A 20,485-nucleotide genomic window follows, 5' to 3' on the forward strand; every position below is an offset into this window, starting at 1 on the left:
GCAGCGGAATCCAATATCCCGACGACCGGGCGCGGTCTTCCCCGCTCAGAGCTTGATCCCCTCGAGATAGCCGCGATTCCATGTCGGGCTGATCAGGATCTCGTTGACGCAGACGGTCGCCGGGAGGCGGGCCACGAACAGGATCGTCTCGGCGAGATCCTCCGATTGCAGCATGCGCGCCTTGTCGTCCGCCGTGACCGGAACGGGACGCTTGTCCAGGATGGGCGTCGCCACCTCACCGGGGCAGATGCAGCAGGAGCGGATGCCATGTCCGCATTCCTCCTGGTTCAGGCTCTCGGAGAGCGCGACCAGCCCGTGCTTGGCCGCCGAGTAGGCCGGACCCGTCAGCTTGGACACGTAACGGCCGGCCCATGACGAGACCTGAATGATCAGGCCGCCCTTCTGGGCGCGCATCGTCGGAAGCACGGCCCGGGATGCGTAGAAGGGGCCGTTGAGATCCACGCCGATCACCGCGTCGATGTCGGCGTGCGAGATCTCGCTCCAGGACCGGTTCGGCACGTTGAGCCCGGCGGAGTTCACCAGGATGTCGCAGCCTTGATAGGCCGCGTGGACCGCCGCCCAGGCGCGTTCGACGTCGTCTGCGCGGCCCATGTCGGCGGGCGCTATCAGGGCCTCGCCACCCGCGTCGCGGACCAGTTCCGCAGTCTGCTCCAGGGCGTCCGCCCGGCGCCCCGTAAGGGCCAGCCGCATCCCTGCCTCGGCGAGCGCCACCGCGGCGGCCTGTCCGATGCCGGACCCGGCTCCCGTCACCCAGGCGACCTGTCCTCTGATATCGCGCAGCATGACGAGCGATCTCCCGAACGTCCTTCGTTGAGGGCCGCGGCCGGGCCTGCGCCGGACGGCGTCCCAGGGTCTACCGGTTGCCGATCCCCGGCTCCCGGAAGCTCATGCGCCGAGCCTATTGCGCGGCGGCCAGGGGACACCCCCCGTCGGCGAGGGGGCGGAACGCCTGCTCGGCCGGGATGGTGTCGAGGAGCTTGTACAGGTCCCATTCGCCCTTCGATTCGGCGGGCGCCTTCACCTCGAACAGGTACATCGGGTGCAACTTGCGGCCATCGACCCGGATCGAGCCCTTGCCGAACAGCGGATCGTCGGTGGGGTTGGCCTTCATCCAGGCCATGGTCGTCTGCGGATCCTTCGACTTCGTCGCCGCGACGGCCTTCAGGTAGTGCAGGAGGCCGGCATAGACGCCCGCCTGATTCATCGTCGGCATGGCGCCGTTGTGGCGCGGCGCGAAACGCTCGGAGAAGGCGCGCGTGCCGGGGTTGAGATCCCAGTAGAAGGACTCGGTCAGCACCAGTCCGCGGGCCGTCTGCAGGCCGAGCGAATGCACGTCCACGGCGTAGACGAGCAATGCCGCCAGGGTCTGACCGCTCTCCGTCAGACCGAACTCGTGGGCCTGCTTGACGGCGTTGATCGTGTCGCCGCCGGCGTTGGCGAGCCCGACCACCTTCGCCCCCGACGCCTGCGCCTGAAGCAGGAACGACGAGAAGTCCGTGGCCGGGAACGGCACCTTGGCGGCACCGAGCACGCGGCCCCCGCCCTTCTGGACGACCGCGGAGGCCTCGTTCTGGAGCGAGATCCCGAACGCGTAGTCGGCGGTGAGGAAGTACCAGGACTCGCCCCCGCGCTTGAGCATCGCGCCGGCCGTGCCGTGCGCGAGGGCATAGGTGTCGTAGGTCCACTGGATCGTATTGGGCGAGCAGGCCTTGCCGGTCAGATCCGTGGTCCCGGCGCCGGAATCGATGAAGATCCGGTTCTTTTCGCGCGTGACCTGGCTGACCGCCAAGGCCACCGAGGACGTCGGCACGTCGAAGATCGCGTCGACCCCATCGCGATCGTACCATTGCCGCGCGATGGCGGCGCCGACATCCGGCTTGTTCTGGTGGTCGGCGGAGACGAGATCGACACGCACGTCGGCGTCGGTCTTGGCGAAATCCTCGATCGCGAGCCGCGCGGCGACCACTGACCCCTGGCCTCCCGTATCGGAGTAGACCCCCGACATATCGTTCAGGACACCCACCTTCACGGTGATTGGCTCCGCCGCGGCTGCCCCGGCCATCGCGCCGCAGGCGATCGCGGCCGAGAGGACGCAGCTGCGGATCAGCGCCATGGTGGACCTCCCGTGGAATGCTTCTCTTTGTGAGTGTTACGAGGGCACGGGCTACAACTCAGCGTCAAGACCGATCGCCATGGTCTGCGAGACACCGAGCCGAAGTCTCGTTCCGCCGGCGCGCATCGCGGCCCGGACGGCTGCGCTTGTCCGCGCGCGCGTGCACTGCGGCCCTTCACGGATCCGGTGTCCGATCCGCCCCCAAGGCGTTGACCCACAGGACGACGGCACGCGTCCGGCCGTCCGGATTGCCGAACCGGTGCGGCCGATGGCTGGCGAAGCGGAAGCTGTCGCCGGCGGCGAGGTCCAGCGTCCGGGCTTCCACCACGAGGGTCAGGCGCCCCTCGAGCACAAGTCCGGCCTCCTCGCCATCGTGGCTGAACAGCTCGTCGCCCGTGCTGGCCTTCGGCTCGAGCACCATGTGGAACAGGCTGAGGCTCGGCGTCCTGCCCGCGGGCGTCAGCAGCTGCTTGGTGATCCCGGCGCGCCAGAGCTTGAGTTCCGCCCGGTCCCGCTCGAACACCACGATCGGGTCGGGGTCCTTCTCCGGGGCGGTCGTCTCGAACAGGCCGCCGATCCCGGTCTGGAGCGTGTCGGCGAGCAGGGCCAGGACGCGCAGGGACGGCGAGGACAGGCCGCGCTCTACCTGGCTGATGAAGCCGATCGAGAGCCCGGTGCTGGCCGCGACCTTCTCCAGGGACAGCCGTCGCTCCTGGCGCAGGGCGCGCAGCCGCTGGCCCACGGCCCGGTCCACGGGATCGGCCGCCATCGGTTCGACTTTGGGCCTGCTCACCGCAGCGTCATCCTGGAGAATCCGTGCCATCTTCATGCACGTGAAATCATCTTGCGTCGAGCCGCGAACCGTGCGGTAATCTTCACGAATATGAAAACAGACGAGCGATAGCGCAGAGCTGCGCTATGCCAGTGTCGAGGATCCGCGCCATGAGACGCCTGCTTCCAAGCCTGGGCTTGAGCCTCGCCCTCCTGATCGCCGGCCCGGCCAGGGCCGAGCCGCCCCTGAGGGTCGGCGCCACGCCGACCGGCTTGCCGTTCACCTTCCTCGACACCAAGACCAACACGATCCAGGGGGTCATGGTGGATCTCGTGAACGCGGTCGGCAAGGAGGCCGGCTTCGCCGTCGCAGTCGAGCCCCTACAATTCTCGACCCTGATCCCGGCGCTCACCGCCTCGAAGATCGACATCATTTCGGCGGCGATGTTCATCACGCCCCAGCGCAAGGAGATCGTGTCTTTCTCGGCCCCGGTCTACAGCTACGGCGAGGGATTGATCGTCCCGAAGGCCGACACCAAGGACTACACGTCCTTCGCCGACCTGAAGGGTGAGACCGTCGGCGCCCAGGTCGGCACCGCCTTCGTCGATCCGTTAAAGAAGTCGGGCCTGTTCGCCGAGGTGAAGATCTACGACGCGATCCCGGACATCATCCGAGACGTGAATTCCGGGCGGCTGAAGGCCGGCTTCGCCGACGCTCCAATCCTGGCCTACTACGTCAAGCAGGGGATGTTTCCCGGCGTCCGGCTGGTCGAGACCCTCAAGCCGACCGTCGTGGCCTCGGTGGGCATCAGCGTGCGCAAGGCCGACACCGCCCTGCTCGCCAAGATCGACGCCGCGCTCGCCAAGCTGAAGGCCGACGGGACCCTTGAGAAGATCCTGACGAAGTGGGGTCTGCCGCCCTCGGCCGACCGGTCCTGAGCTTCATGCGCGAGTTCCTGGCCGACGCGCAGGATTATCTGCCGATCCTGTTCCAGGGCGTGCAGCTTACGGTTCTGATCACCCTGGCTTCCCTTATCGTCTCGACCGTCCTCGGCCTGTTCTGGGCGGTGCTGCGGGTCTCCGGCATCGCTGTGCTGGCGGGGTTCAGCGCGGTGATGATCAACATCCTGCGCGGCATCCCGATCATCGTGCAGCTTTTCTACATCTACTTCGTGCTGCCGGATTTCGGCCTGTCGCTCACGGCGGTGCAGGCAGCGATCATCGGGCTCGGAATCGCCTATTCTGCCTATCAGGCCGAGAACTTCCGGGCCGGTATCGAGGCGGTGGACCGCGGGCAGGTCGAGGCTGCCCTGTCGATCGGTATGGGCTGGTGGATGACCATGCGTCGGGTGATCCTGCCCCAGGCGGTCAAGATCGCGCTGCCGCCCTACGGCAACATCATGATCATGATGCTCAAGGATTCGTCGCAAGCCTCGACCATCACGGTCGCGGAACTCGCCCTCCAGGGCAAGCTCATCGCCTCCTCCACGTTCAAGAATACCAGCGTCTACACCATGGTGGCGCTGATGTACTTGGCGCTGAGCCTGCCGCTGATCCTCCTGGTGCGTCATCTCGAAGCGAAGGGGCGCCACCGGTGATCGTCCTCCAGGATGTGCACAAGCATTACGGCTCGCTGGAAGTGATCAAGGGCGTCTCGGCCGAGGTCACCAAGGGCGAGGTGGTCTGCATCATCGGACCGTCGGGTTCCGGCAAGTCGACGCTGCTGCGCTGCATCAACGGGCTCGAAGCCTATGACGGCGGCGAGATCCGGGTCGACGGCCAGCGCGTCGACCGGGACAAGCGGAGCATCCAAGCGGTGCGGACCCGCGTGTCCATGGTGTTCCAGCGCTTCAACCTGTTCGCCAACCGCACCGCGCTGGAGAACGTCGTCGAGGGGCCCATCCACGTGAAGCGGGAGCCCCGCGCCGAGGTCGAAGAGCGCGCTCGGGCGCTGCTCGCCCGGGTCGGCCTCGCCGGCAAGGAGCACGCCCGGCCCGACGCGCTGTCCGGCGGCCAGCAGCAGCGCGTCGCCATCGCGCGGGCCCTGGCCATGCGTCCCGAGGCGATCCTGTTCGACGAGCCGACATCGGCCCTCGATCCGGAGCTGGTCGGCGATGTCCTGCGGGTGATGCGCGGGCTGGCGGACGAGGGCATGACCATGATCGTCGTGACCCACGAGATCGGGTTCGCCCGGGAAGTCGCCGATCGCGTGCTGTTCCTCGACGGCGGTCGCTTGGTCGAGCAGGGGCCGGCCGCCGAGATCCTCAATCGCCCGCAACACCCGCGCACCCAAGACTTCCTGCAGCGCGTGCTGCATCCGCTCTAGGGATTACCGTGGCCGAACCGTTTCCCCTCGCTCCGTCGCTCTGGGCCACCACCGCACCACCGGGACCCGAGACGCCGCCCCTGTCCGAATCCGGGCACGCCGATGTGGTGATCGTCGGCGGCGGCTTCTGCGGCCTCTCGACCGCCCTGCACCTCGCCGAGCGCGGGATCCGACCGGTCGTGCTGGAGGCTCGCGAAGTCGGCTTCGGCGGGTCCGGGCGCAACGGCGGCCAGGTGATCCCGGGCCTGAAATATGATCCCGCCGACCTCGTGGCCAAGTTCGGGCACGAGCGCGGCGAGCGGCTCGCGCGCTTTGCGGGAAGCACCGCCGACACGGTCTTCGACCTGATCGCCCGACACACGATGGACGTGCCGCACCAACGCGCCGGCTGGATCCAGGGCGCGCATACCGCGGCCGGGCTCGTCGAGGTCGCGCGCCGGGCGGAGCAATGGGCCGGGCTCGGTGCGCCGACCCGGGTCCTCGACAAGTCCGAGACCGCGCGGCTCCTCGGAACGGAGCGATACCTGGGCGGCTGGCTCGACGGCCGTGGCGGTGCGGTCCAGCCGCTGAGCTACGCCCGCGGTCTCGCTCGCGCTGCATTGAAGGCCGGCGCCGCCATCCACGGAGGCAGCCCCGTCACCGGCTTGGCCCGCAGCGGATCGACCTGGACCGTTACGACCGCTCAAGGCGCGCGGCTCTCGACCGAGCGGGTCGTCCTGTGCACCAACGGCTACACGGGCGGGCTTTGGCCCGGGCTCGCGCAGACCGTGATCGCGGCGAATTCCTTCCAGGTTGCCACGAAGCCGCTCTCGGACAACCTCCGCCGCTCGATCCTGCCCGAGGGGCAAGTCTCCTCGGACACGCGCAAGCTCCTGCTGTATTTCCGCCTCGACCATACCGGCCGCCTGCTGATGGGCGGCCGTGGGCCGTTCCGCGAACCGCGCAGTGCCCGCGACTGGGCTCATCTCGAGCGCATTGTCGGCAAGCTGTTCCCGCATCTCGACGGGATCGCGTTCGACCATCGCTGGTGCGGCCGGGTGGCGATCACGCAGGATTACCTACCGCATCTCCACGAGCCCGCGCCCGGGCTCCTCATCGACATCGGCTGCCAGGGGCGCGGTGTCGGCCTTCAATCCACTATGGGCCGGTTGATCGCCGATTACGTCGTGACCGGGGATCCGGACCGTCTGCCACTGCCGCTGACACCGGTCGCACCGCTGCCGCTGCACGCGTTCCACCGCCTGTACGTCTCGGCCATCATCGCCTGGTACCGGCTCAGCGACGGCGGCATCCGCTGACGCGGACGCTCGGATTCACCCTGCCGGTCCGGACGGGCTGTCAGGCCGGCCCTGTCCATCCGATGACCGCCGTCAGCGGGTCGCCCGAGCCTGCCGCGCGCTTCAGGATGCGGGTCTCGACGCGCGCGAAGCCCGCGCGCTGCAGGTATAGGTTGACCAGCTGCGCGTGCCCCTCGCCGTCGAGCGCGCTCCAGATCGCAACCGCCTTGGTCGGGAAGCAGCGGTTCGAGAAACTGATGATCACCGGTGCGCCGGGGCGCAGGATGCGGGCGACCTCGGACAGGACAGCCACGGGGCGTTGTAGGTACTGCACCGAGACGCACATCAAAGCCGCGTCAACGCTCGCCGTGTCGAGCGGTAGGCGCGGCTCGGCGTTGAGGTCCTGCACGAAGTACCGGGCCAGGCGCGGGTTGGCGGCCAGCTCCGCCGCGTTCATGCCGTGGCCGATGACGCTTTCGTAGGCGACCTCGTCCGGCAGGTGGCTGATCCAGCTCGACATCAGGTCGAGGACGATGCCGCCCGCAGGCACGACCGCGCGGTAGAGGTCGGTCACGGCGGCGATCGCGGCCGCGTCGATGTGGGTGACCAGCCGCGGCTGCGCGTAGAACAGCGGATCGGGATGGTGGTCGGGCTTGGCGAATGCCTCCGGCGGCAGCTCCGGCAGGTCCTGGGTCATGATCGGTCCACCTTTGTCGGCCGCAGCACCGGGATCGTACACCGCGCGCTGTGATACGACCGTCCCGCCGCTTGATCGCGTCCGCCAACGGCGCCGCGTCGATCAGGTGCCGGCGACGATGATGGAGGCGCCTGCGTCCGCGAGGTGCCGCCGCTGGTCCGGTGGAACTGTCGCGTCGGTGACCAAAGTCCAGCGCCGTGGGAGCGGAGCCCAGGCCATCTGCTCCGCGCGCCCGAGCTTGCCAGCGTTGGCCAGCACGATCGTCTCGCGCGCCTGCGCGATCATCACGGATTTGAGCGCGACCTGATCGAGGCTCGCCTCGCACAGGCCGCGTCCAGCGACCACGCCGTCCGCACTCATCACCGTTCGATCCGCGGTCATCCTCTGCAGGGCTTCGACGGCGAGAGGGCCGACGGTGCTCATGCTCGTGGCTCTCAGGCTGCCGCCGAGGACGACGAGATCGATTCCGGGCGCCTGCGCCAGGCAGGGCAGCAGCGCCAGATTGTTCGTGATGATGCGCAGCCGTCGATCGAGCAGGAGGCGCCCGAAGGCCGTGACCGTCGAGCCGGCATCGAGGATGAGGGTCTCGCCATCCGCGATGAGTGCGAGCGCCGCCCGGGCGATCGCTTGCTTCTCGGGGCCGTTGATCGCCGACCTCTGGTCGAGCGTGGTCTCGGGCATGGCCCCGGCCAGGATTGCGCCGCCGTAGGTCCGTCGCACCGCCTTGGTGTCGGAGAGGTGCTGCAGATCGCGCCGGACGGTCGAGGCTGAGACGCCGAACCGTCGGGCGAGATCGTCCACATCGATCTCACCGAGCCCCAGCGCCTCCAGCAGCCGCGCCCGGCGTTCCGTACCGCGCATAGCCCTGCTCTTCCTACCTGCCCGCGACAGGAGGCGCTTCCATCCGTCCCGGCGATCCTGTCAAGCCGCGGATGGTTTCGGCGCCAGCTCGACCGCCTGCCGTAGGGCTTCGATGAGGCTGCGCTCATCCGCGACACCCGTCCCGGCGATGTCGAAGGCCGTCCCGTGGTCGACCGAGGTGCGGATCACCGGAAGCCCGACCGTGATGTTCACCCCGGCCTCGAGACCCAAGACCTTGATCGGGCCATGACCCTGATCGTGATACATGGCGACCACCATGTCATAATCGCCCCGACCGGCTAGGAAGAACAGGGTGTCGGCCGGCAGGGGGCCACGAACGTCCCAGCCCTTGGCGCGACAGGCCTCGACCGCCGGCGTGATCTTCTCCGCCTCCTCGCCATGACCGAACAGACCGTTCTCGCCCGCATGCGGATTGATGGCGCAGACGCCGATCTTCGGCTCGGCGATGCCGGCCTTCACCAGCACCGCGTGCCCGCGGGCAATGACGCGCTCGACGAGTCCCGGCTCGATTCGCGCGATCGCGTCGATCAGGCCGATATGGGTCGTGACGTGGATCACTCGCAGCTTGGGGGAGACCAGCATCATCGAGACTTCCGGCGTCCCGGTGAGATGGGCCAGCATCTCGGTGTGGCCGGGAAACTTGTGACCCGCCGCGTGCAGCGCTTCCTTCGACAGGGGCGCTGTGCAGATCCCCTGCGCCTGACCCGCCTGGACGATCTCCACCGCCGCCGCGATGCAGCAATAGGCGGTCTCGCCGGCGATCGGGGACAGCTTTCCGAACGGTAGGTCGTCGGGCACGCATTTCAGATCGATGCACTGGACCGCGTCGGTGTCGAACGCCGCGTCGCCGGCATCGGCGAGCGCGTCGACCCCGATCGTGGCTCCGACGATGCGTCCGGCCTGCCGAAGGCGCCCGGCATCGCCGACCACCAGCGGACGGCAGATCGCGTGGACCTCCGGATGCGCCAGCGCCTTCATGATGATCTCCGGCCCGATGCCGGCGGGATCGCCCATGGTGATGGCGATGGTCGGACGGGTCATGTCAGGCTTCCTTCAATTCGCGCTCTGCGCAGGCGGTCACGAATGCGCGTGAGGCTATCGGCATCGCCGAACGCCCCGGCTTTCGTGGCGATAGGGATCGAAAGCCGGCCCAGCGTGACGCCGAGCGAGACGCCCGGCTCGATCTCGTCGGCCAGCTGGATTCCGTGGATATCGAAGCGCGTCAACAGCGCCGCCGCGGTCTCGCCGCCCGTGGCCGCCAGCGCCCCGATCTGCTCCGCGATCGGCGCGAGTGCGTCTGCGAGCCCGTGCGCGAGCCGGGGCCCGAGACTCATGTCGGGGTCGGCGCCGATCAGGATCTCGACCAGGACATCCTGACCAGCCGTCAGCCGCTCCGCGAGCTCCGCCGTCAGATGCCCCTGGCCTTCGGAGGCCAGCAATGTCTCCGGGGAGACCGGCAGATGCGCCACGGCACCGTCGGCAACGAGACGCTTGGCGCCGGCGCGCGAGACTTCGGCGAGTGAACCGACGACGAGGAGCGTGCCGCGCCTGTCCGGCCTGATCCGGACCGGCTCGCGCGCAGCCTTCGGCCCGGCGGCCGCAAGTGCGTGCGCCAGCCCGGCACTGCCGATGAAGCAGGCCGACGGCGTCGCTGCCAGGCCAGCCTCGGCGATACGGTGCAGATCGTCGTCGGTCTCGGCATCGCAGACGACGATTTCGTCAGGACCGGCGGCAGCCTCCGCCAGCACTTCGGCAAGACAGCCGCTGCGCACCGTCGGCAGGGTGATCGTCCTGGCCCGTGTCCCGGCAGTCGCCAGCATCGCGCCGAGGTCGGCACTGGCGTAGGTATGATCGCGCCGCCAGACCTCCGCCTCTTCCAACGGACGGCCGCCGACCCGCATCCGGCCGTCCACCGTGGTCCGGCCCGTCGCGGGGAAAGCCGGTGCCAGCACGCCGAAGGCCGGTTGACCGGACCAGTTACGCAGATGCGCCAGCGTTGCAGCGCTCTCGGCGGCGGGCTGCCCCCGCATCGTCGAATCGATCTTCTTGAACAGGCGTCGATCCGCGCTGTGCAGCCGCTGCAACAGGGCGGCATGGCGCCCGGCTGCGGCCTGCGCGGACAGACCGCGGCTGTCCGCATCGTACGACAGGATCGGAACTCGATCGTCCGGAGCCGCATCGCCCCAGATCACCGCAGCCGCGCTCCCACGCCGTCGGAACGCGATCGCGCAGTCGGCGGCGCCCGTCAGATCGTCGGCGAGGATGAGCCAGCGCGCGCTCATCTCAGGCACGGCTGACCGGCACGGGACCAACGGGCTCTCCATCGAGCGCCTCCGTCTCGTCCTCTCCACGGCCGACGACCCGCGCGGTCCAGGCCGTGACGATCGGGACCAGGATCGCCGTGACGACGACGCAGGCGGCGACGAGGATCGTCGCGGGACCGGCGGCATCCGTGTAGGCCGGATTGGCCGCGGCCACGATCGCCGGCACGGCTGCGGCATTGCCGGCCGTCGACGCGGCGGCAACGCCCGCCACGCCCGTGCCGCCTGTCAGGCGATCGGCGAGGAACAGCGGGATCCCGGTGAGAACCACGACCGCGACCCCCATCGCCAAGCCCAGCAGGCCGGCTTGCCACACCTTGGTCAGATCGAGGCCCGCCCCGAGGGCGAAGGCGAAGAACGGGATCATCACCGGAATCGCGCGGCTCAGGAACGCGCGCATCTCTCGGTCGAGGTTCCCGATGATCATGCCGACGAGGAGCGGGAGAACCGCGCCGACCAGCGTTTGCCAGGGAAACGCCGAGAGGCCGGCGACGCCCAGCGTCACCATCGTCAGAAAGGGGCCGCTCTCGAGCGACATGACCGTGTAGGCCCCGACATCGCGCGGGCGCCCGTATTGGCCCATCAGCGCCATGTAGAGACCGCCATTCGTGTCGTTCATGCTTGCGACGATGGCCAGGGTGGACAGCCCCGCGAACATTCCGGCGGCAACCGGCGCCTCACCGAGAACCCGTCCGAAGATCAGCCCCAGGATCAAGGCGATCCCGATCTTCACGACGAGCAGGGTGCCACCTTTCTTGACGATGTAAGGGGTGGCGCGAAAATCGATGCTCGCACCCATGCAGACATAGAAGACGGCCAGGATCGTCAGAGCACCCGAGAACAGCGCCCCCGTGAAAGAGCCAAAATACTTCGGCGTTCCTGGGAAGAACGTCGCGATCAATGCGCCGGTGAGAAGGGGCACGACCATCATGCCGCCCGGGACACGCTCGATCGCCCGCTTGATCGGGATCTGCATGCTCGTTTCCTCCCTGCGTAATGCGCGCGAATTTTTGTATAACGGGCGGCAAAACCCACCACGCATGGCGAACAAATTGCGCATTCCGCGCAAATCGTCAATTCGGATGCGTATTTCGCGCACGGATCGGGCCCGCCATTCCCGTCCGCAACGCCTTCTTCAGGTTCCTCGGCGTGGCACAGGCACCGCCGTCAACCCAGGTCTGCGGATACTGTCCGCAGCGCTGATGGCTGGGACAGGGTCTATCGAGGCGCTGTGTTCATAGGAACTCAAGGTATAATGGCCGATATTGATCAATTTCAGCGAGGTATTATTTGATATTTTTAACTGGTATATTTGGGTGTGACGGACTTCAGAGTACGTCAAATATGCTTCCATGCGTCGAGCACAGGACCGGTAGCCGTATCTGGCTTCGCAGCGCCGATGAAGATTACGACTGGGCCATGAGCCTCGCGACGGGGATCATAGAAATCCAACAGGCCCGGATGGACGTTCTGGATGAAATCCGGATAGCGGCCGTCTCGGCGGAGCAGGTGATCGATCACGACTTGGTCTCCATGCACCGCGTTCGGGACCGGGCCGCAGGAACCGGCCGCCATCCAGCGCGCGGGATCGGCCGTGAAGGTCGCGTAGAGGCCTGCGAGCTCGTCCCCGTCCCAGCGCAACAGGGCACTGGAGAGCCGGCCGTGGTGGAAATAATCCTCCATGGCGGCGAAGCCGGGCTCGGCCAGGGCGTCGGCCGGTCCGGTGAGGACGGTATCGAGATCACACAGCAGGGCCGTGCCGCGCACGAGGCCTGGACGGAACGCCTCCATCTTGGCCCACCAGGCCGGCCAGCCGTGCCGCAGCGGTACCCGCTCGACACCCGCTACATCGAGCGGAAGGTCGGTCAGGCAGAGGAACCGGTCGAAGGCCGGCGCGTGGCGGCGCACGCCCTGGGCCAGGCGCTCGACCCAGGTCGCATCGTAGCGCCCGCCACTCCTGAGGACGGTGATCAGCGTGGTCATGATGCGTCCGACGCCTCGGGTGGGTGCAGGCGCAGGCGCCCGGCTGCTGCGGCCTCTGCGAACCAGGCCCGCTCGGCTGCCCAGGGATGGCCGGGCCACCCCGCGAAGCCGAAGCCGTGGATGTTCACCTCACCAGAATCCGTGGGGCGGTCGAGCAGCAGTGCGAGGCTCACCAGGAAGCCGGTGCTCGGGTTCGGGCAATCCTTGGTGCCGCGCGCGAGCCGGCGCCTCGCCTCGTCGTGCAGGGCCTCGGGCAGGAGATGGACTGGCTTGCCGAGGGGCCGCAGCAGCACCAGCGCCTCGCGGGTCCAGCAGATCGGTTCAGGCGCGTTCGCTTCGGCAGGCAGCATCGGGAACGGCAGGATGAACGCCTCTGCCTGCCGGACCACCGGGCGGTCCAGGAAGCCTGGATCGGCCAGCCATTCCCGCATCTGCCCGCCGCGATTGACCAGGGCCAGATGCGTGACGCGCGAGCCTGTGCGCCCGCCGAAGCCCGGGGCGTTGTTGAAGCGCACGACTTGGTGGGCCGCGTCGATCGTGCGCGCGACCGGTCCGATCCCGGGCGCGTTTCCGACGATGGCGATGGAGCCGCGCGGGTCAGCGCGCTCCGGGCGGAGGGAGTCGAGGGCGATGGACATGGGCGGCTGGGTCGCGAGGAACAGCCAAGGTATGGCACCGGCTCCGCGTCGCCAGGGCGCCGCGACAAACCGGAGCGCTCGGTGAAGCCCCCACGCCGCTGCTTCGTTTGCGCCGCCGACATGCTGGCGCCGAACGCGCGGGTCCTCGATTTCCCGGGCGGGTGGCGGCGACTGTTCGCAATCGGGTGTGCCTCCTGCGGCGTGCTGATCGATCCGGATGCGGACGCCGACCGATGCTGGCGGGATCTTGCTGGGCGGCTCGCCGCGCCCGTCTTCGTTCCCGACCCGGAGGCGGGCTACGGCCTCGACCTCTACACCCTGCGCAGCGCCGCAACCCGGCTCGGCCGCGGGATCCGCACCCTCGGCCCGGCTGATCGCATCGCCCTGCTCCAACCGCACAGCGTGCGCGCCGCCCAAGGCGCCCTGTACGACCTCGATGGCGCAGAGCGGCGTCCGGTCTCGCTCGGGGTGATCTGCCGCCCGGCCGAGCGGGACTCCGTGCTGGCGGCGCTGCCGGCGCAGGCCGTTTGGACCTCGGATGTCGCGATCCTGCTGGATGCGCAGGCTGCCCCGGCGCTTGCCGTTAATGTTCCGGGCTTCGCTCCCGGCGCCGTGCGGCTGGCGGCGCGTCCCCTTGCGGGCGATTTCGCCGCCCAACGCAACGCTCTGCAGGACCTCGCCCGCAACGACTGGATGCTGCAGCTCGACGCCGACGAGGTCCTGGATCCCGAGACCGGTAGGCATCTCCCGGCGCTGGCAGCGCTCGCCGAGGCCGGCGACGTCGTGTCGGTTGGGCTTCCCCGGTGCAATCGTGTCGACGGCATCCTGTCGGATGTCTACCCGGACGTGCAGTACCGGCTGAACCGGACCGGGACGCGCTATGTCGGCCGCGTGCACGAGCGGCCGGCGCTGCCCGGCGGCTGGCCCCGGAGCTTCATCGCGCTCCACGGAGCGATCGACCATGCACTCAGCGGTGCCCATGTCCGGGCACGCTCCCAGCACTACGAGGCGCTGGATCCGGGGCGCGGGCGGCCGGACGAGCGGGAGGCGCTGCTGCGACCCTACCGCGCCTGATCGATCGCCCGCCGGTAGAGGTCCAGGGTTTCGCGTCCGAGGCTCGTCCGGTCGAACCGGCCAGCCGCCGTCAGCGCGCGGGCTCGGTAGGCCGAACGCAGGGCGGGATCGCGCAGGAGCGGGCGCAGAGCTTCGGCAACGGCGGGGCCGGTCGCCGCCCGCGCCAGCGGCCCCGCCTCGGGGGCGCCGACGAAGGCCCGGGCACTCGCATCCTCGGCGCAGGCCACCACCGGCCGGCCATAGGCCAGGGCCTCCTGGTAGACGAGGCCGAAGCTTTCGTAGCGCGAGGGCGCCAGGACGACGTGCGCGCCCGCATAGGCCTCGGCCAGGCCCTCCGCGTCGATCCGGCCGCGAGCCCGGATGCGGCTTCTGGCGGCATCCGACAGGTCCGCCGGCAGGTCGCCCGGGGGGACCCCGACGAGTTCGAGCGAGAAGGGCGGAAACTCGCCTCGCACCTGTTCTGCAGCCAGGATCGCCATGGCGTCGAGCAGGGCGTCGAAGCCTTTGCGCGCCTCAGCCCGGCCGACGAACAGCAGGCGCACCGGTCCCGCCCCGTCCGCCGGATAAGGCGCCGCCCGGGCGGCGGCCGCGATCTCCGACGGTAGGCTGAGGCCTATGACCGCCTCCGGCCTCCCACCCGACAGCCCGTAGGCCCGGGCGATCACACCGGCATGCGCCGCCGTGTTGGCGATCAGCCCGGCGCTGCTTCTGGCCTGCCGGCGCTCCAGTCGGTCGGCGGCGGCGCCGTCGAGGCGATGGCGCAGGTTGGGGCGGCCTTCGCGGGTGAAGGCGGCGGGCGTCGAGCTGCGCGTTACGATGGGCGGGTCCCGGCGGCCTGTGAGCAGCACCGCCGGGGCGTACCAGTTCGTCGCCTCGACGACGGCGAACGCCGCCCGGGCGTGCTCAGCCAGCACCGATTTCCGGAAGGCCAGCGGCGCCGCGAGATGACCGACCGTGCCCCAAAGGCGCAGTCGCGACAGCAGGCTTTCAGGCGGTATCGCGATACCGAGCACGGTGACGCCGCCGACCCGCTCCCGGCCGGTCCGGTCTAGGGTGAAGACCGTGACGTCGGTGCCCGCCTCGGCGAGGCTTTCGGCGATCTCGCGGGCCGCCGTCGAGAGGCCGCTAGGGGATGGCGGGTAGTCCCAGGCCAGGAGCGCCGTGCGCATCAGCGGGCGAGCAGGCGACGGTAGAGTGCGAGGTAATCGCGTGCCATGCGCTCGGCGGTGAAGCGTTCTTCGAAGGTTCTTCGAATGTGCGCTCGGTCGAGGCTGGCGACTCTTCGCATAGCCTTCACGGCCTGCGCCTCGGACTCGACGATGAACCCCGTCACGCCGTCTTCGACGATCTCCGGGACCGATCCGCGGTTCCAGGCCACCACCGGGGTGCCGCAGGCCATCGCCTCGATCATCACCAGCCCGAACGGCTCGGGCCAGTCGATCGGGAACAGCAGCGCCCGGGCGCTACCCAGGAGCGAACCCTTCTGGGCATCGTCCACCGGCCCGAGATAGGTCGCGTCGGGCCCGAGCAGCGGGCGGACCTGGCGGTCGAAATAGGCGGGGTTGCCGACATCGACAGTGCCGCCGAGACGGATCGGCATCCCGGCCGCCCGGGCGACGCGGATCGCGGTGTCCGGGCGCTTCTGGTCGGTCATCCGGCCCACGAAGGCGACATGCGCCTCCGGCTCGGCCCGGAAAGCGTAGCGGTCCCGATCGATGCCGTGATGCACGATCCCGGCGCGGTTGGACGCCGGGATGCCGGATTCCTGCGCGGCCGAGATCGCCGCCACCGGAAGATCGGGGAAGCCGGCGAAAAACAGCGCCCGGTCGAGCTCGTCCACCCGCCAATGCACCGTGGTCAGGCTGCGCGTTCGGGCCGCGCCGAGCAGCGCCGCGTGCGCGAACTCGCCGTGGCAATGCACGATGTCGAAATCGGGCAGCCGCAGCCGCAGCGCCTCCAGCTGCAGCGCGTCGAGCACCGCCGGAACCCCGGGCGCGACCCCGCCGTGGCGTTGTTCCAGGGCCGCGAGGCTCGGGTAATCGCCGACACGGGGTAAGTCTGTCGCACTGTCCGAGGAGGCAAATAACGTTATTTCCACGCCCAAGCTTCGAAGCGCCGTGCTGAGATCGTGCACAACCCGCTCGGTGCCGCCGTGATGGTTTGGGGGAACGGGAAAAATGTTCGGCGCGACTTGGGCAACACGGATCACGACGCCCTCTTCACATAAGTTAAGTTGGCAGGCGCGGTCGACAGCTTCAGCAAACGCCTGATGTTCGTCCTGCACGTCGCCCTGCAGGGCTGCCTGCGCGGCCGCGATGTCGTCTACGGCCTGACCGCCGATACCGGCGGCCACATCCGCTACCTGCTGGATCTCGTCGCCGCCTCGGCCCAGGATTTCGGCGTCGCCGACATCGTGGTGGCGACCCGCTTGTTCCACGGATCGCCCGGCCCGGACTACGCCGTGCCCGAAGAGCGGATCTCCGACAAGGTCAGGCTGGTGCGGCTCCCGAGCGCGGCATCGGGTTACCGGTCCAAGGAGGCGATGCACGCCGAAGTCGCGAGCTTCGCCGAGAACCTCATCGCCTGGATCGCCGGGCAGGCGCGCGCGCCCGACCTGATCCACGCCCATTACGCCGACGCCGCCGCGGTGGCGGCGATCGTCGAGGCGCGGCTGGCGATCCCGTTCGTGTTCACCGCCCACTCCCTCGGGCGGGTCAAGGCCGCGATGCTCGGTGGTGACGCCGACGGAGCCCCCGACCTCGCCCGCCGGATCGCCACCGAGGAGGCGGCACTCGCCCGGGCCACCCTGGTCATCGCCTCGTCCAGGGACGAGGCCGAAGTCCAGTATGCCGGCTACGAATCCTACAATCCCGGCCGCGTCCGCGTCGTGCCGCCGGGCAGCGACCTCGCGCGCTTCGCCGCCGCCGAGCCGCATCCGCGGGTCGATGCCCTGATCGACCGCTTCCTAGACGATCCCGCCAAGCCGCTGTTGCTGGCGCTGGCCCGGCCGGTGGCGCGCAAGAACCTGGCGGCCCTGGTCGAGGCCTATGGCGAGAGCCCGGAGCTGCAGGCCCGGGCCAACCTGGTGATCGTGGCCGGCACCCGCGGCGACATCGACGCCCTCGACGGCGACATGGCCGCGACGATGCGCGACCTGCTGGTGCTGATCGACCGCTACGACCTGTACGGCCGCGTGGCCTACCCGAAGACGCACAGGCCCGACGACGTGCCGGCGATCTACGCCTATGCCCGGGAGCGCGGCGGGATCTTCGTCAATCCGGCGCTGAATGAGCCGTTCGGCCTGACGCTGCTGGAGGCGTCGGCCGCCGGCCTGCCCCTGGTCGCCACCGACAGCGGCGGCCCCAACGACATCGTCGAGACCTGTGGCAACGGCCTGCTGGTCGATCCCCGTGACCCCACGGCGATCGCGCAAGCCTGCCTGCGCATCCTGTCCGACCCCGCCCTGCGCGCCCGCTACGTGGCCGGCGGGGCCCGCGCCGCGGCCGCCTACGACTGGGACCGGCACGCCGCGCGCTACCACGCCCTGCTGCGGGCCCTGCTCGCCCCAGAGCCGCCCCTGCGGACGCCTGCGCAGCTGCTGGTCTGCGATATCGACAACACCCTGGTCGGCTGCGAGGCCGCGCTCGGCATCTTCAGGCGCTGGCGCAGCGAGCAGGCGGGCCTGGCCTTCGGGGTCGCCACCGGTCGCTCGTTCCACAGCGCCATGGCGATCCTGGAGCAGCAGGCGAGCCCCCGACCCCAGGTGATGATCACGTCGGTCGGCTCCGAGATCTACCACCTGGACGCCAACGGCGTGACCTACACGGCCGATGCCGCCTGGCGCGAGGCGATCGCGGCGGATTGGAACCGGGAGGCGGTGCGCGCGGCGCTCGCCGGCATCCCGGGGCTCCTACCGCAGGGTCCGCTGGAGCAACGCCCGTACAAGCTGAGCTATTTCGGGGGCGATGCCGCGGCCCGCCAGGTCGAAGCGCATCTCGCCGAATCCGGTCTCGATGCCCGGGTGATCCACAGCCACGACCGCTACCTCGATGTCCTGCCGGCGGCAGCCTCCAAGGGCACCGCGGTGGACCATGTCCGCGCCCTCTACGGCCTGCCGGAGCGGGCGGTGTTCGTGGCCGGCGATTCGGGCAACGACATCGAGATGCTGCGCGTGCGGGTGCAGGCGATCATCGTGGCGAACTATTCCGACGACCTCGCCAGCAACGCGGCGCTGCAGCACTCCTACGTCGCCCGTGCCTCGCATGCCCGCGGCATCATCGAGGGCGTGGCGCATTTCCGCCGGATGCTGGCCCATGCTTCCTGACATTGAGCCTCCTGAGGCCGTATCGCCGACGCCCGCGCCGAGCGTGCTGACCCTCGTGCGCGGCCGGGCCGGATGCCTGCGCAACCTGATGCGCGGCCTCGCCCGGCAAACCGTGCGCCCGCGCGAGCTGGTGATCGCCTGGATGCAGCCCGAGCCCGCCCCCGGCCTGCCCGATCCCGGCTGCCCGGTGCGTCATCTCCACGTGCCGGGCGAGCCGATGCCGCTTGCCGCCGCGCGCAACCGCGCCGCCGAGGCCGCCGCCGGCGACCTGCTGGTCTTCCTCGACGTGGATTGCATCCCGGCCTCCGGCCTGGTCGGCGCCTACGCGGCGGCCGCCTCCGGCGCCGGGGGGCTGCTCCTCGGCGAGGTTCTGTACCTGCCGCCGGAAGCCGGGCCGGCGCTGGACGCGTCCGATCTCGACGACTCAGCCCTCGACAGCCTCGGCCGCCCCCACCCGGCACGGCCTCCGGTGCCGGAGACGGGGCTGCGCCGGGAGCCCGATCCCGGCCAGCTCTGGGGGCTGTCCTTCGCCCTGCCGGCTCGGGCCTGGCGCTCGGTCGGCGGCATGGACGAGGGCTTTACAGGTTATGGCGGCGAGGAGACCGACTTCGCCGCCCGCCTCGCCGCCACGGGCCTGCCGACCGACTGGGTCGCGGGGGCGCGTGCCTACCATCAGCACCACCCGGTCCACGTGCCGCCCCTGCAGCACTTCGCGCCGATCCTGGCCAACGCCGTCCGGTTCCACGCCCGCCACGGGCGCTGGTGCATGACGTACTGGCTCGACCAGTTCCGCGCCGCCGGGCTGATCGATTGGAGCGAGGCCGCCCCGGTAATCCGCCTGATCCGCAAGCCGACCGCCCCGGAGGTGGTCGCCTCCCTCCGTCCCGGCGCCCTGTTCTCATGAAGCAGACCATGAAGAAGCCGATTGCGTTCTTCGTCCACCACCAGGGACGGGGCCACGCCAACCGCACCATGGCGGTCGCCGCCGAATTTGCCCGTGACCGGCCGGTCTCAGTGCTGACCGCCGGCCCCCACCTCTTCGACGGTTTCTCCCGCGACATCGAGATCGTGGCCCTGCCCGACATGATCGGCGCCGCGGTGCCGACCGCGCGCCTCTACGCCGAGCCGACCCCGCAGGTGATGCATTGCGTGCCCCTGGGGCTCGCCCCGATGCGCCGGACCATGCGGACCATCCTCGATCATCTCGACGCGCGCGAGGTCGGCCTGTTCGTGGTCGACGTCTCGGCCGAAATCGCGTTGCTCGCCCGGATCGCCAGCGTGCCGGCGGTGCAGATCCGGATGCACGGCGACCGCTCCGATATCGGACATGTCGGCGCCTACGAGGCCTGCGTCGGGATGCTGGCGCCGTTCGACGCGCGGCTGGAGCAGGCGGACTACCCGGCGGCGCTGCGCGCCAAGACCTTCTACAGCGGCGGCCTGTGCACCAGCCTCGACCGGATTCCCGACCGGGCCGAGGCGCGGGCGAAGCTCGGCCTCGACCCGCAGCGCGAGATCGTCGTGGCCGTGACCGGCGGCGGCGGCAGCGGCACGCCTTACGCGCCGCTCACCGTGGCGGCGCGGGCCGAGCCCGACGCCCTGTGGCTGACCCTCGGGCCGACCCACCGCGAGGGTCACGAGACCGATTTCGCCAACCTGCGCGAACTCGGCTGGGTGCCCTCGGTCACCGACTATCTGGCGGCCGCCGACATCGTCATCGCGTCCGCGGGCGACAACACGGTCCACGAGGTCGCCCGGGTCGGCGGCCGCCTGATCGTGATGCCGGAATGGCGCTACTTCGCCGAGCAGACCCGCAAGGCCGAAGCCCTGGTCCGGCTCGGGGCCGCCGTCCAGGCTCCGGCCTGGCCGGGCGACCTCCAGGGCTGGCGCGACCTCCTGGCTCGTGCCCGCGTCCTCGACGGCTCCGTGCTGCACGGCCTCTACGCCCCGGACGCCGCATTCCGCGCCGCCGACTGGCTCGAAGGGCTCACCGACGCGCTTTGGCTGGGCGCCGAAGAGCCGGGTCCGCTTCGCGTCGTCGCGACCGGCTGATCCCCCGCC

At 69.8% G+C, this 20,485-nt stretch carries 20 protein-coding genes; 8 read left to right on the forward strand and 12 right to left on the reverse strand.

Going from position 1 to position 20,485, the window contains the following annotated elements:
• Positions 1-45 precede the first annotated feature (45 nt).
• From AC0IY0_RS06545 to AC0IY0_RS06555, 3 genes are all read right to left on the reverse strand, one after another.
• The gene (locus AC0IY0_RS06545; protein WP_471763353.1) at positions 46-804 is read right to left on the reverse strand and encodes an SDR family oxidoreductase; all 759 of its coding nucleotides are present in this window, start codon (positions 802-804) and stop codon (positions 46-48) included.
• A gap of 115 nt (positions 805-919) precedes the next feature.
• On the reverse strand, positions 920-2,134 hold the full coding sequence (locus tag AC0IY0_RS06550; RefSeq protein ID WP_147938860.1) for an ABC transporter substrate-binding protein: 1,215 nt from the start codon (positions 2,132-2,134) through the stop codon (positions 920-922).
• A gap of 175 nt (positions 2,135-2,309) precedes the next feature.
• Positions 2,310-2,903 (reverse strand): cupin domain-containing protein, encoded by a 594-nt coding sequence (locus AC0IY0_RS06555; protein WP_147907129.1) that lies wholly within the window; start codon positions 2,901-2,903, stop codon positions 2,310-2,312.
• A gap of 173 nt (positions 2,904-3,076) precedes the next feature.
• Between AC0IY0_RS06555 and AC0IY0_RS06560 the strand changes: the two genes are divergently transcribed.
• The 4 genes from AC0IY0_RS06560 to AC0IY0_RS06575 are packed head-to-tail and all read left to right on the forward strand — an operon-like array spanning position 3,077 to position 6,529.
• Entirely contained in the window at positions 3,077-3,844 is a 768-nt protein-coding gene (locus AC0IY0_RS06560; protein ID WP_471763354.1) for an ABC transporter substrate-binding protein, read from the forward strand.
• A gap of 5 nt (positions 3,845-3,849) precedes the next feature.
• A complete protein-coding gene (locus AC0IY0_RS06565) occupies positions 3,850-4,503 on the forward strand; it encodes an amino acid ABC transporter permease (RefSeq protein WP_471763355.1) in 654 nt (217 codons plus the stop codon).
• On the forward strand, positions 4,500-5,231 hold the full coding sequence (locus AC0IY0_RS06570; RefSeq protein WP_147907087.1) for an amino acid ABC transporter ATP-binding protein: 732 nt from the start codon (positions 4,500-4,502) through the stop codon (positions 5,229-5,231). Before AC0IY0_RS06565 ends, AC0IY0_RS06570 begins: the two co-directional genes overlap by 4 nt.
• 8 nt (positions 5,232-5,239) lie before the next feature.
• Entirely contained in the window at positions 5,240-6,529 is a 1,290-nt protein-coding gene (locus AC0IY0_RS06575; RefSeq protein WP_471763356.1) for an NAD(P)/FAD-dependent oxidoreductase, read from the forward strand.
• Positions 6,530-6,569: 40 nt separating this feature from the next.
• Here AC0IY0_RS06575 and AC0IY0_RS06580 read toward each other — a convergent pair whose 3' ends face one another.
• The 7 genes from AC0IY0_RS06580 to AC0IY0_RS06610 all read right to left on the reverse strand — a co-directional run bounded on the left by AC0IY0_RS06580 (position 6,570) and on the right by AC0IY0_RS06610 (position 13,029).
• Positions 6,570-7,205, reverse strand: coding sequence for a class I SAM-dependent methyltransferase (locus AC0IY0_RS06580; protein WP_461230846.1), 636 nt, complete (start codon positions 7,203-7,205; stop codon positions 6,570-6,572).
• A 102-nt stretch (positions 7,206-7,307) separates the two neighbouring features.
• Positions 7,308-8,066: a DeoR/GlpR family DNA-binding transcription regulator gene (locus AC0IY0_RS06585; RefSeq protein WP_147907090.1), complete on the reverse strand. Its 759-nt coding sequence runs from the start codon at positions 8,064-8,066 to the stop codon at positions 7,308-7,310.
• 60 nt (positions 8,067-8,126) lie between these two features.
• Positions 8,127-9,128, reverse strand: a complete 1,002-nt coding sequence (pdxA, locus tag AC0IY0_RS06590; RefSeq protein ID WP_471763357.1) for a 4-hydroxythreonine-4-phosphate dehydrogenase PdxA — start codon at positions 9,126-9,128, stop codon at positions 8,127-8,129.
• On the reverse strand, positions 9,125-10,369 hold the full coding sequence (locus AC0IY0_RS06595; RefSeq protein WP_419829342.1) for a four-carbon acid sugar kinase family protein: 1,245 nt from the start codon (positions 10,367-10,369) through the stop codon (positions 9,125-9,127). Before AC0IY0_RS06595 ends, pdxA begins: the two co-directional genes overlap by 4 nt.
• A 1-nt stretch (position 10,370) precedes the next feature.
• On the reverse strand, positions 10,371-11,384 hold the full coding sequence (locus tag AC0IY0_RS06600) for a 2-keto-3-deoxygluconate permease (RefSeq protein WP_147907093.1): 1,014 nt from the start codon (positions 11,382-11,384) through the stop codon (positions 10,371-10,373).
• A 362-nt stretch (positions 11,385-11,746) separates the two neighbouring features.
• Positions 11,747-12,391 carry a hypothetical protein gene (locus AC0IY0_RS06605; protein ID WP_419829343.1) on the reverse strand — a complete coding sequence of 215 codons (645 nt, stop codon included), beginning with the start codon at positions 12,389-12,391 and terminating at the stop codon, positions 11,747-11,749.
• Positions 12,388-13,029 carry a hypothetical protein gene (locus tag AC0IY0_RS06610; RefSeq protein ID WP_471763358.1) on the reverse strand — a complete coding sequence of 214 codons (642 nt, stop codon included), beginning with the start codon at positions 13,027-13,029 and terminating at the stop codon, positions 12,388-12,390. The genes AC0IY0_RS06605 and AC0IY0_RS06610 overlap by 4 nt, the downstream gene beginning before the upstream one ends.
• 120 nt (positions 13,030-13,149) lie before the next feature.
• Between AC0IY0_RS06610 and AC0IY0_RS06615 the strand changes: the two genes are divergently transcribed.
• Entirely contained in the window at positions 13,150-14,103 is a 954-nt protein-coding gene (locus AC0IY0_RS06615) for a glycosyltransferase family protein (RefSeq protein WP_471763466.1), read from the forward strand.
• On the opposite strand, the gene AC0IY0_RS06620 is transcribed toward AC0IY0_RS06615, so the two are convergent.
• Positions 14,091-15,272 (reverse strand): glycosyltransferase family 4 protein, encoded by a 1,182-nt coding sequence (locus tag AC0IY0_RS06620; protein WP_471763359.1) that lies wholly within the window; start codon positions 15,270-15,272, stop codon positions 14,091-14,093. The genes AC0IY0_RS06615 and AC0IY0_RS06620 overlap by 13 nt on opposite strands.
• Entirely contained in the window at positions 15,272-16,312 is a 1,041-nt protein-coding gene (locus AC0IY0_RS06625) for a glycosyltransferase family 4 protein (protein WP_147907097.1), read from the reverse strand. The genes AC0IY0_RS06620 and AC0IY0_RS06625 overlap by 1 nt, the downstream gene beginning before the upstream one ends.
• 60 nt (positions 16,313-16,372) lie before the next feature.
• Here AC0IY0_RS06625 and AC0IY0_RS06630 point away from each other — a divergent pair, with 60 nt between their 5' ends.
• From AC0IY0_RS06630 to AC0IY0_RS06640, 3 genes are read left to right on the forward strand one after another with little or no spacing between them, the layout of a single operon-like run.
• The gene (locus AC0IY0_RS06630) at positions 16,373-18,427 is read left to right on the forward strand and encodes an HAD-IIB family hydrolase (protein ID WP_471763360.1); all 2,055 of its coding nucleotides are present in this window, start codon (positions 16,373-16,375) and stop codon (positions 18,425-18,427) included.
• Positions 18,417-19,331 (forward strand): glycosyltransferase family 2 protein, encoded by a 915-nt coding sequence (locus AC0IY0_RS06635; RefSeq protein ID WP_187193552.1) that lies wholly within the window; start codon positions 18,417-18,419, stop codon positions 19,329-19,331. The genes AC0IY0_RS06630 and AC0IY0_RS06635 overlap by 11 nt, the downstream gene beginning before the upstream one ends.
• Positions 19,332-19,339: 8 nt before the next feature.
• Positions 19,340-20,476, forward strand: a complete 1,137-nt coding sequence (locus AC0IY0_RS06640; protein WP_147907099.1) for a glycosyltransferase — start codon at positions 19,340-19,342, stop codon at positions 20,474-20,476.
• Positions 20,477-20,485 lie beyond the last annotated feature (9 nt).

This window comes from Methylobacterium sp. AC315 (assembly GCF_979253755.1).

Bases quoted from the DNA above. Each gene is read 5' to 3' on its own strand.
- AC0IY0_RS06545 (WP_471763353.1), bottom strand. From the start codon at position 804: ATGCTGCGCGATATCAGAGGACAGGTCGCCTGGGTGACGGGAGCCGGG.
- AC0IY0_RS06550 (WP_147938860.1), bottom strand. From the start codon at position 2,134: ATGGCGCTGATCCGCAGCTGCGTCCTCTCGGCCGCGATCGCCTGCGGC.
- AC0IY0_RS06555 (WP_147907129.1), bottom strand. From the start codon at position 2,903: ATGGCGGCCGATCCCGTGGACCGGGCCGTGGGCCAGCGGCTGCGCGCC.
- AC0IY0_RS06560 (WP_471763354.1), top strand. From the start codon at position 3,077: ATGAGACGCCTGCTTCCAAGCCTGGGCTTGAGCCTCGCCCTCCTGATC.
- AC0IY0_RS06565 (WP_471763355.1), top strand. From the start codon at position 3,850: ATGCGCGAGTTCCTGGCCGACGCGCAGGATTATCTGCCGATCCTGTTC.
- AC0IY0_RS06580 (WP_461230846.1), bottom strand. From the start codon at position 7,205: ATGACCCAGGACCTGCCGGAGCTGCCGCCGGAGGCATTCGCCAAGCCC.
- AC0IY0_RS06585 (WP_147907090.1), bottom strand. From the start codon at position 8,066: ATGCGCGGTACGGAACGCCGGGCGCGGCTGCTGGAGGCGCTGGGGCTC.
- pdxA (WP_471763357.1), bottom strand. From the start codon at position 9,128: ATGACCCGTCCGACCATCGCCATCACCATGGGCGATCCCGCCGGCATC.
- AC0IY0_RS06595 (WP_419829342.1), bottom strand. From the start codon at position 10,369: ATGAGCGCGCGCTGGCTCATCCTCGCCGACGATCTGACGGGCGCCGCC.
- AC0IY0_RS06600 (WP_147907093.1), bottom strand. From the start codon at position 11,384: ATGCAGATCCCGATCAAGCGGGCGATCGAGCGTGTCCCGGGCGGCATG.
- AC0IY0_RS06605 (WP_419829343.1), bottom strand. From the start codon at position 12,391: ATGACCACGCTGATCACCGTCCTCAGGAGTGGCGGGCGCTACGATGCG.
- AC0IY0_RS06610 (WP_471763358.1), bottom strand. From the start codon at position 13,029: ATGTCCATCGCCCTCGACTCCCTCCGCCCGGAGCGCGCTGACCCGCGC.
- AC0IY0_RS06615 (WP_471763466.1), top strand. From the start codon at position 13,150: ATGCTGGCGCCGAACGCGCGGGTCCTCGATTTCCCGGGCGGGTGGCGG.
- AC0IY0_RS06620 (WP_471763359.1), bottom strand. From the start codon at position 15,272: ATGCGCACGGCGCTCCTGGCCTGGGACTACCCGCCATCCCCTAGCGGC.
- AC0IY0_RS06630 (WP_471763360.1), top strand. From the start codon at position 16,373: ATGTTCGTCCTGCACGTCGCCCTGCAGGGCTGCCTGCGCGGCCGCGAT.
- AC0IY0_RS06635 (WP_187193552.1), top strand. From the start codon at position 18,417: ATGCTTCCTGACATTGAGCCTCCTGAGGCCGTATCGCCGACGCCCGCG.
- AC0IY0_RS06640 (WP_147907099.1), top strand. From the start codon at position 19,340: ATGAAGAAGCCGATTGCGTTCTTCGTCCACCACCAGGGACGGGGCCAC.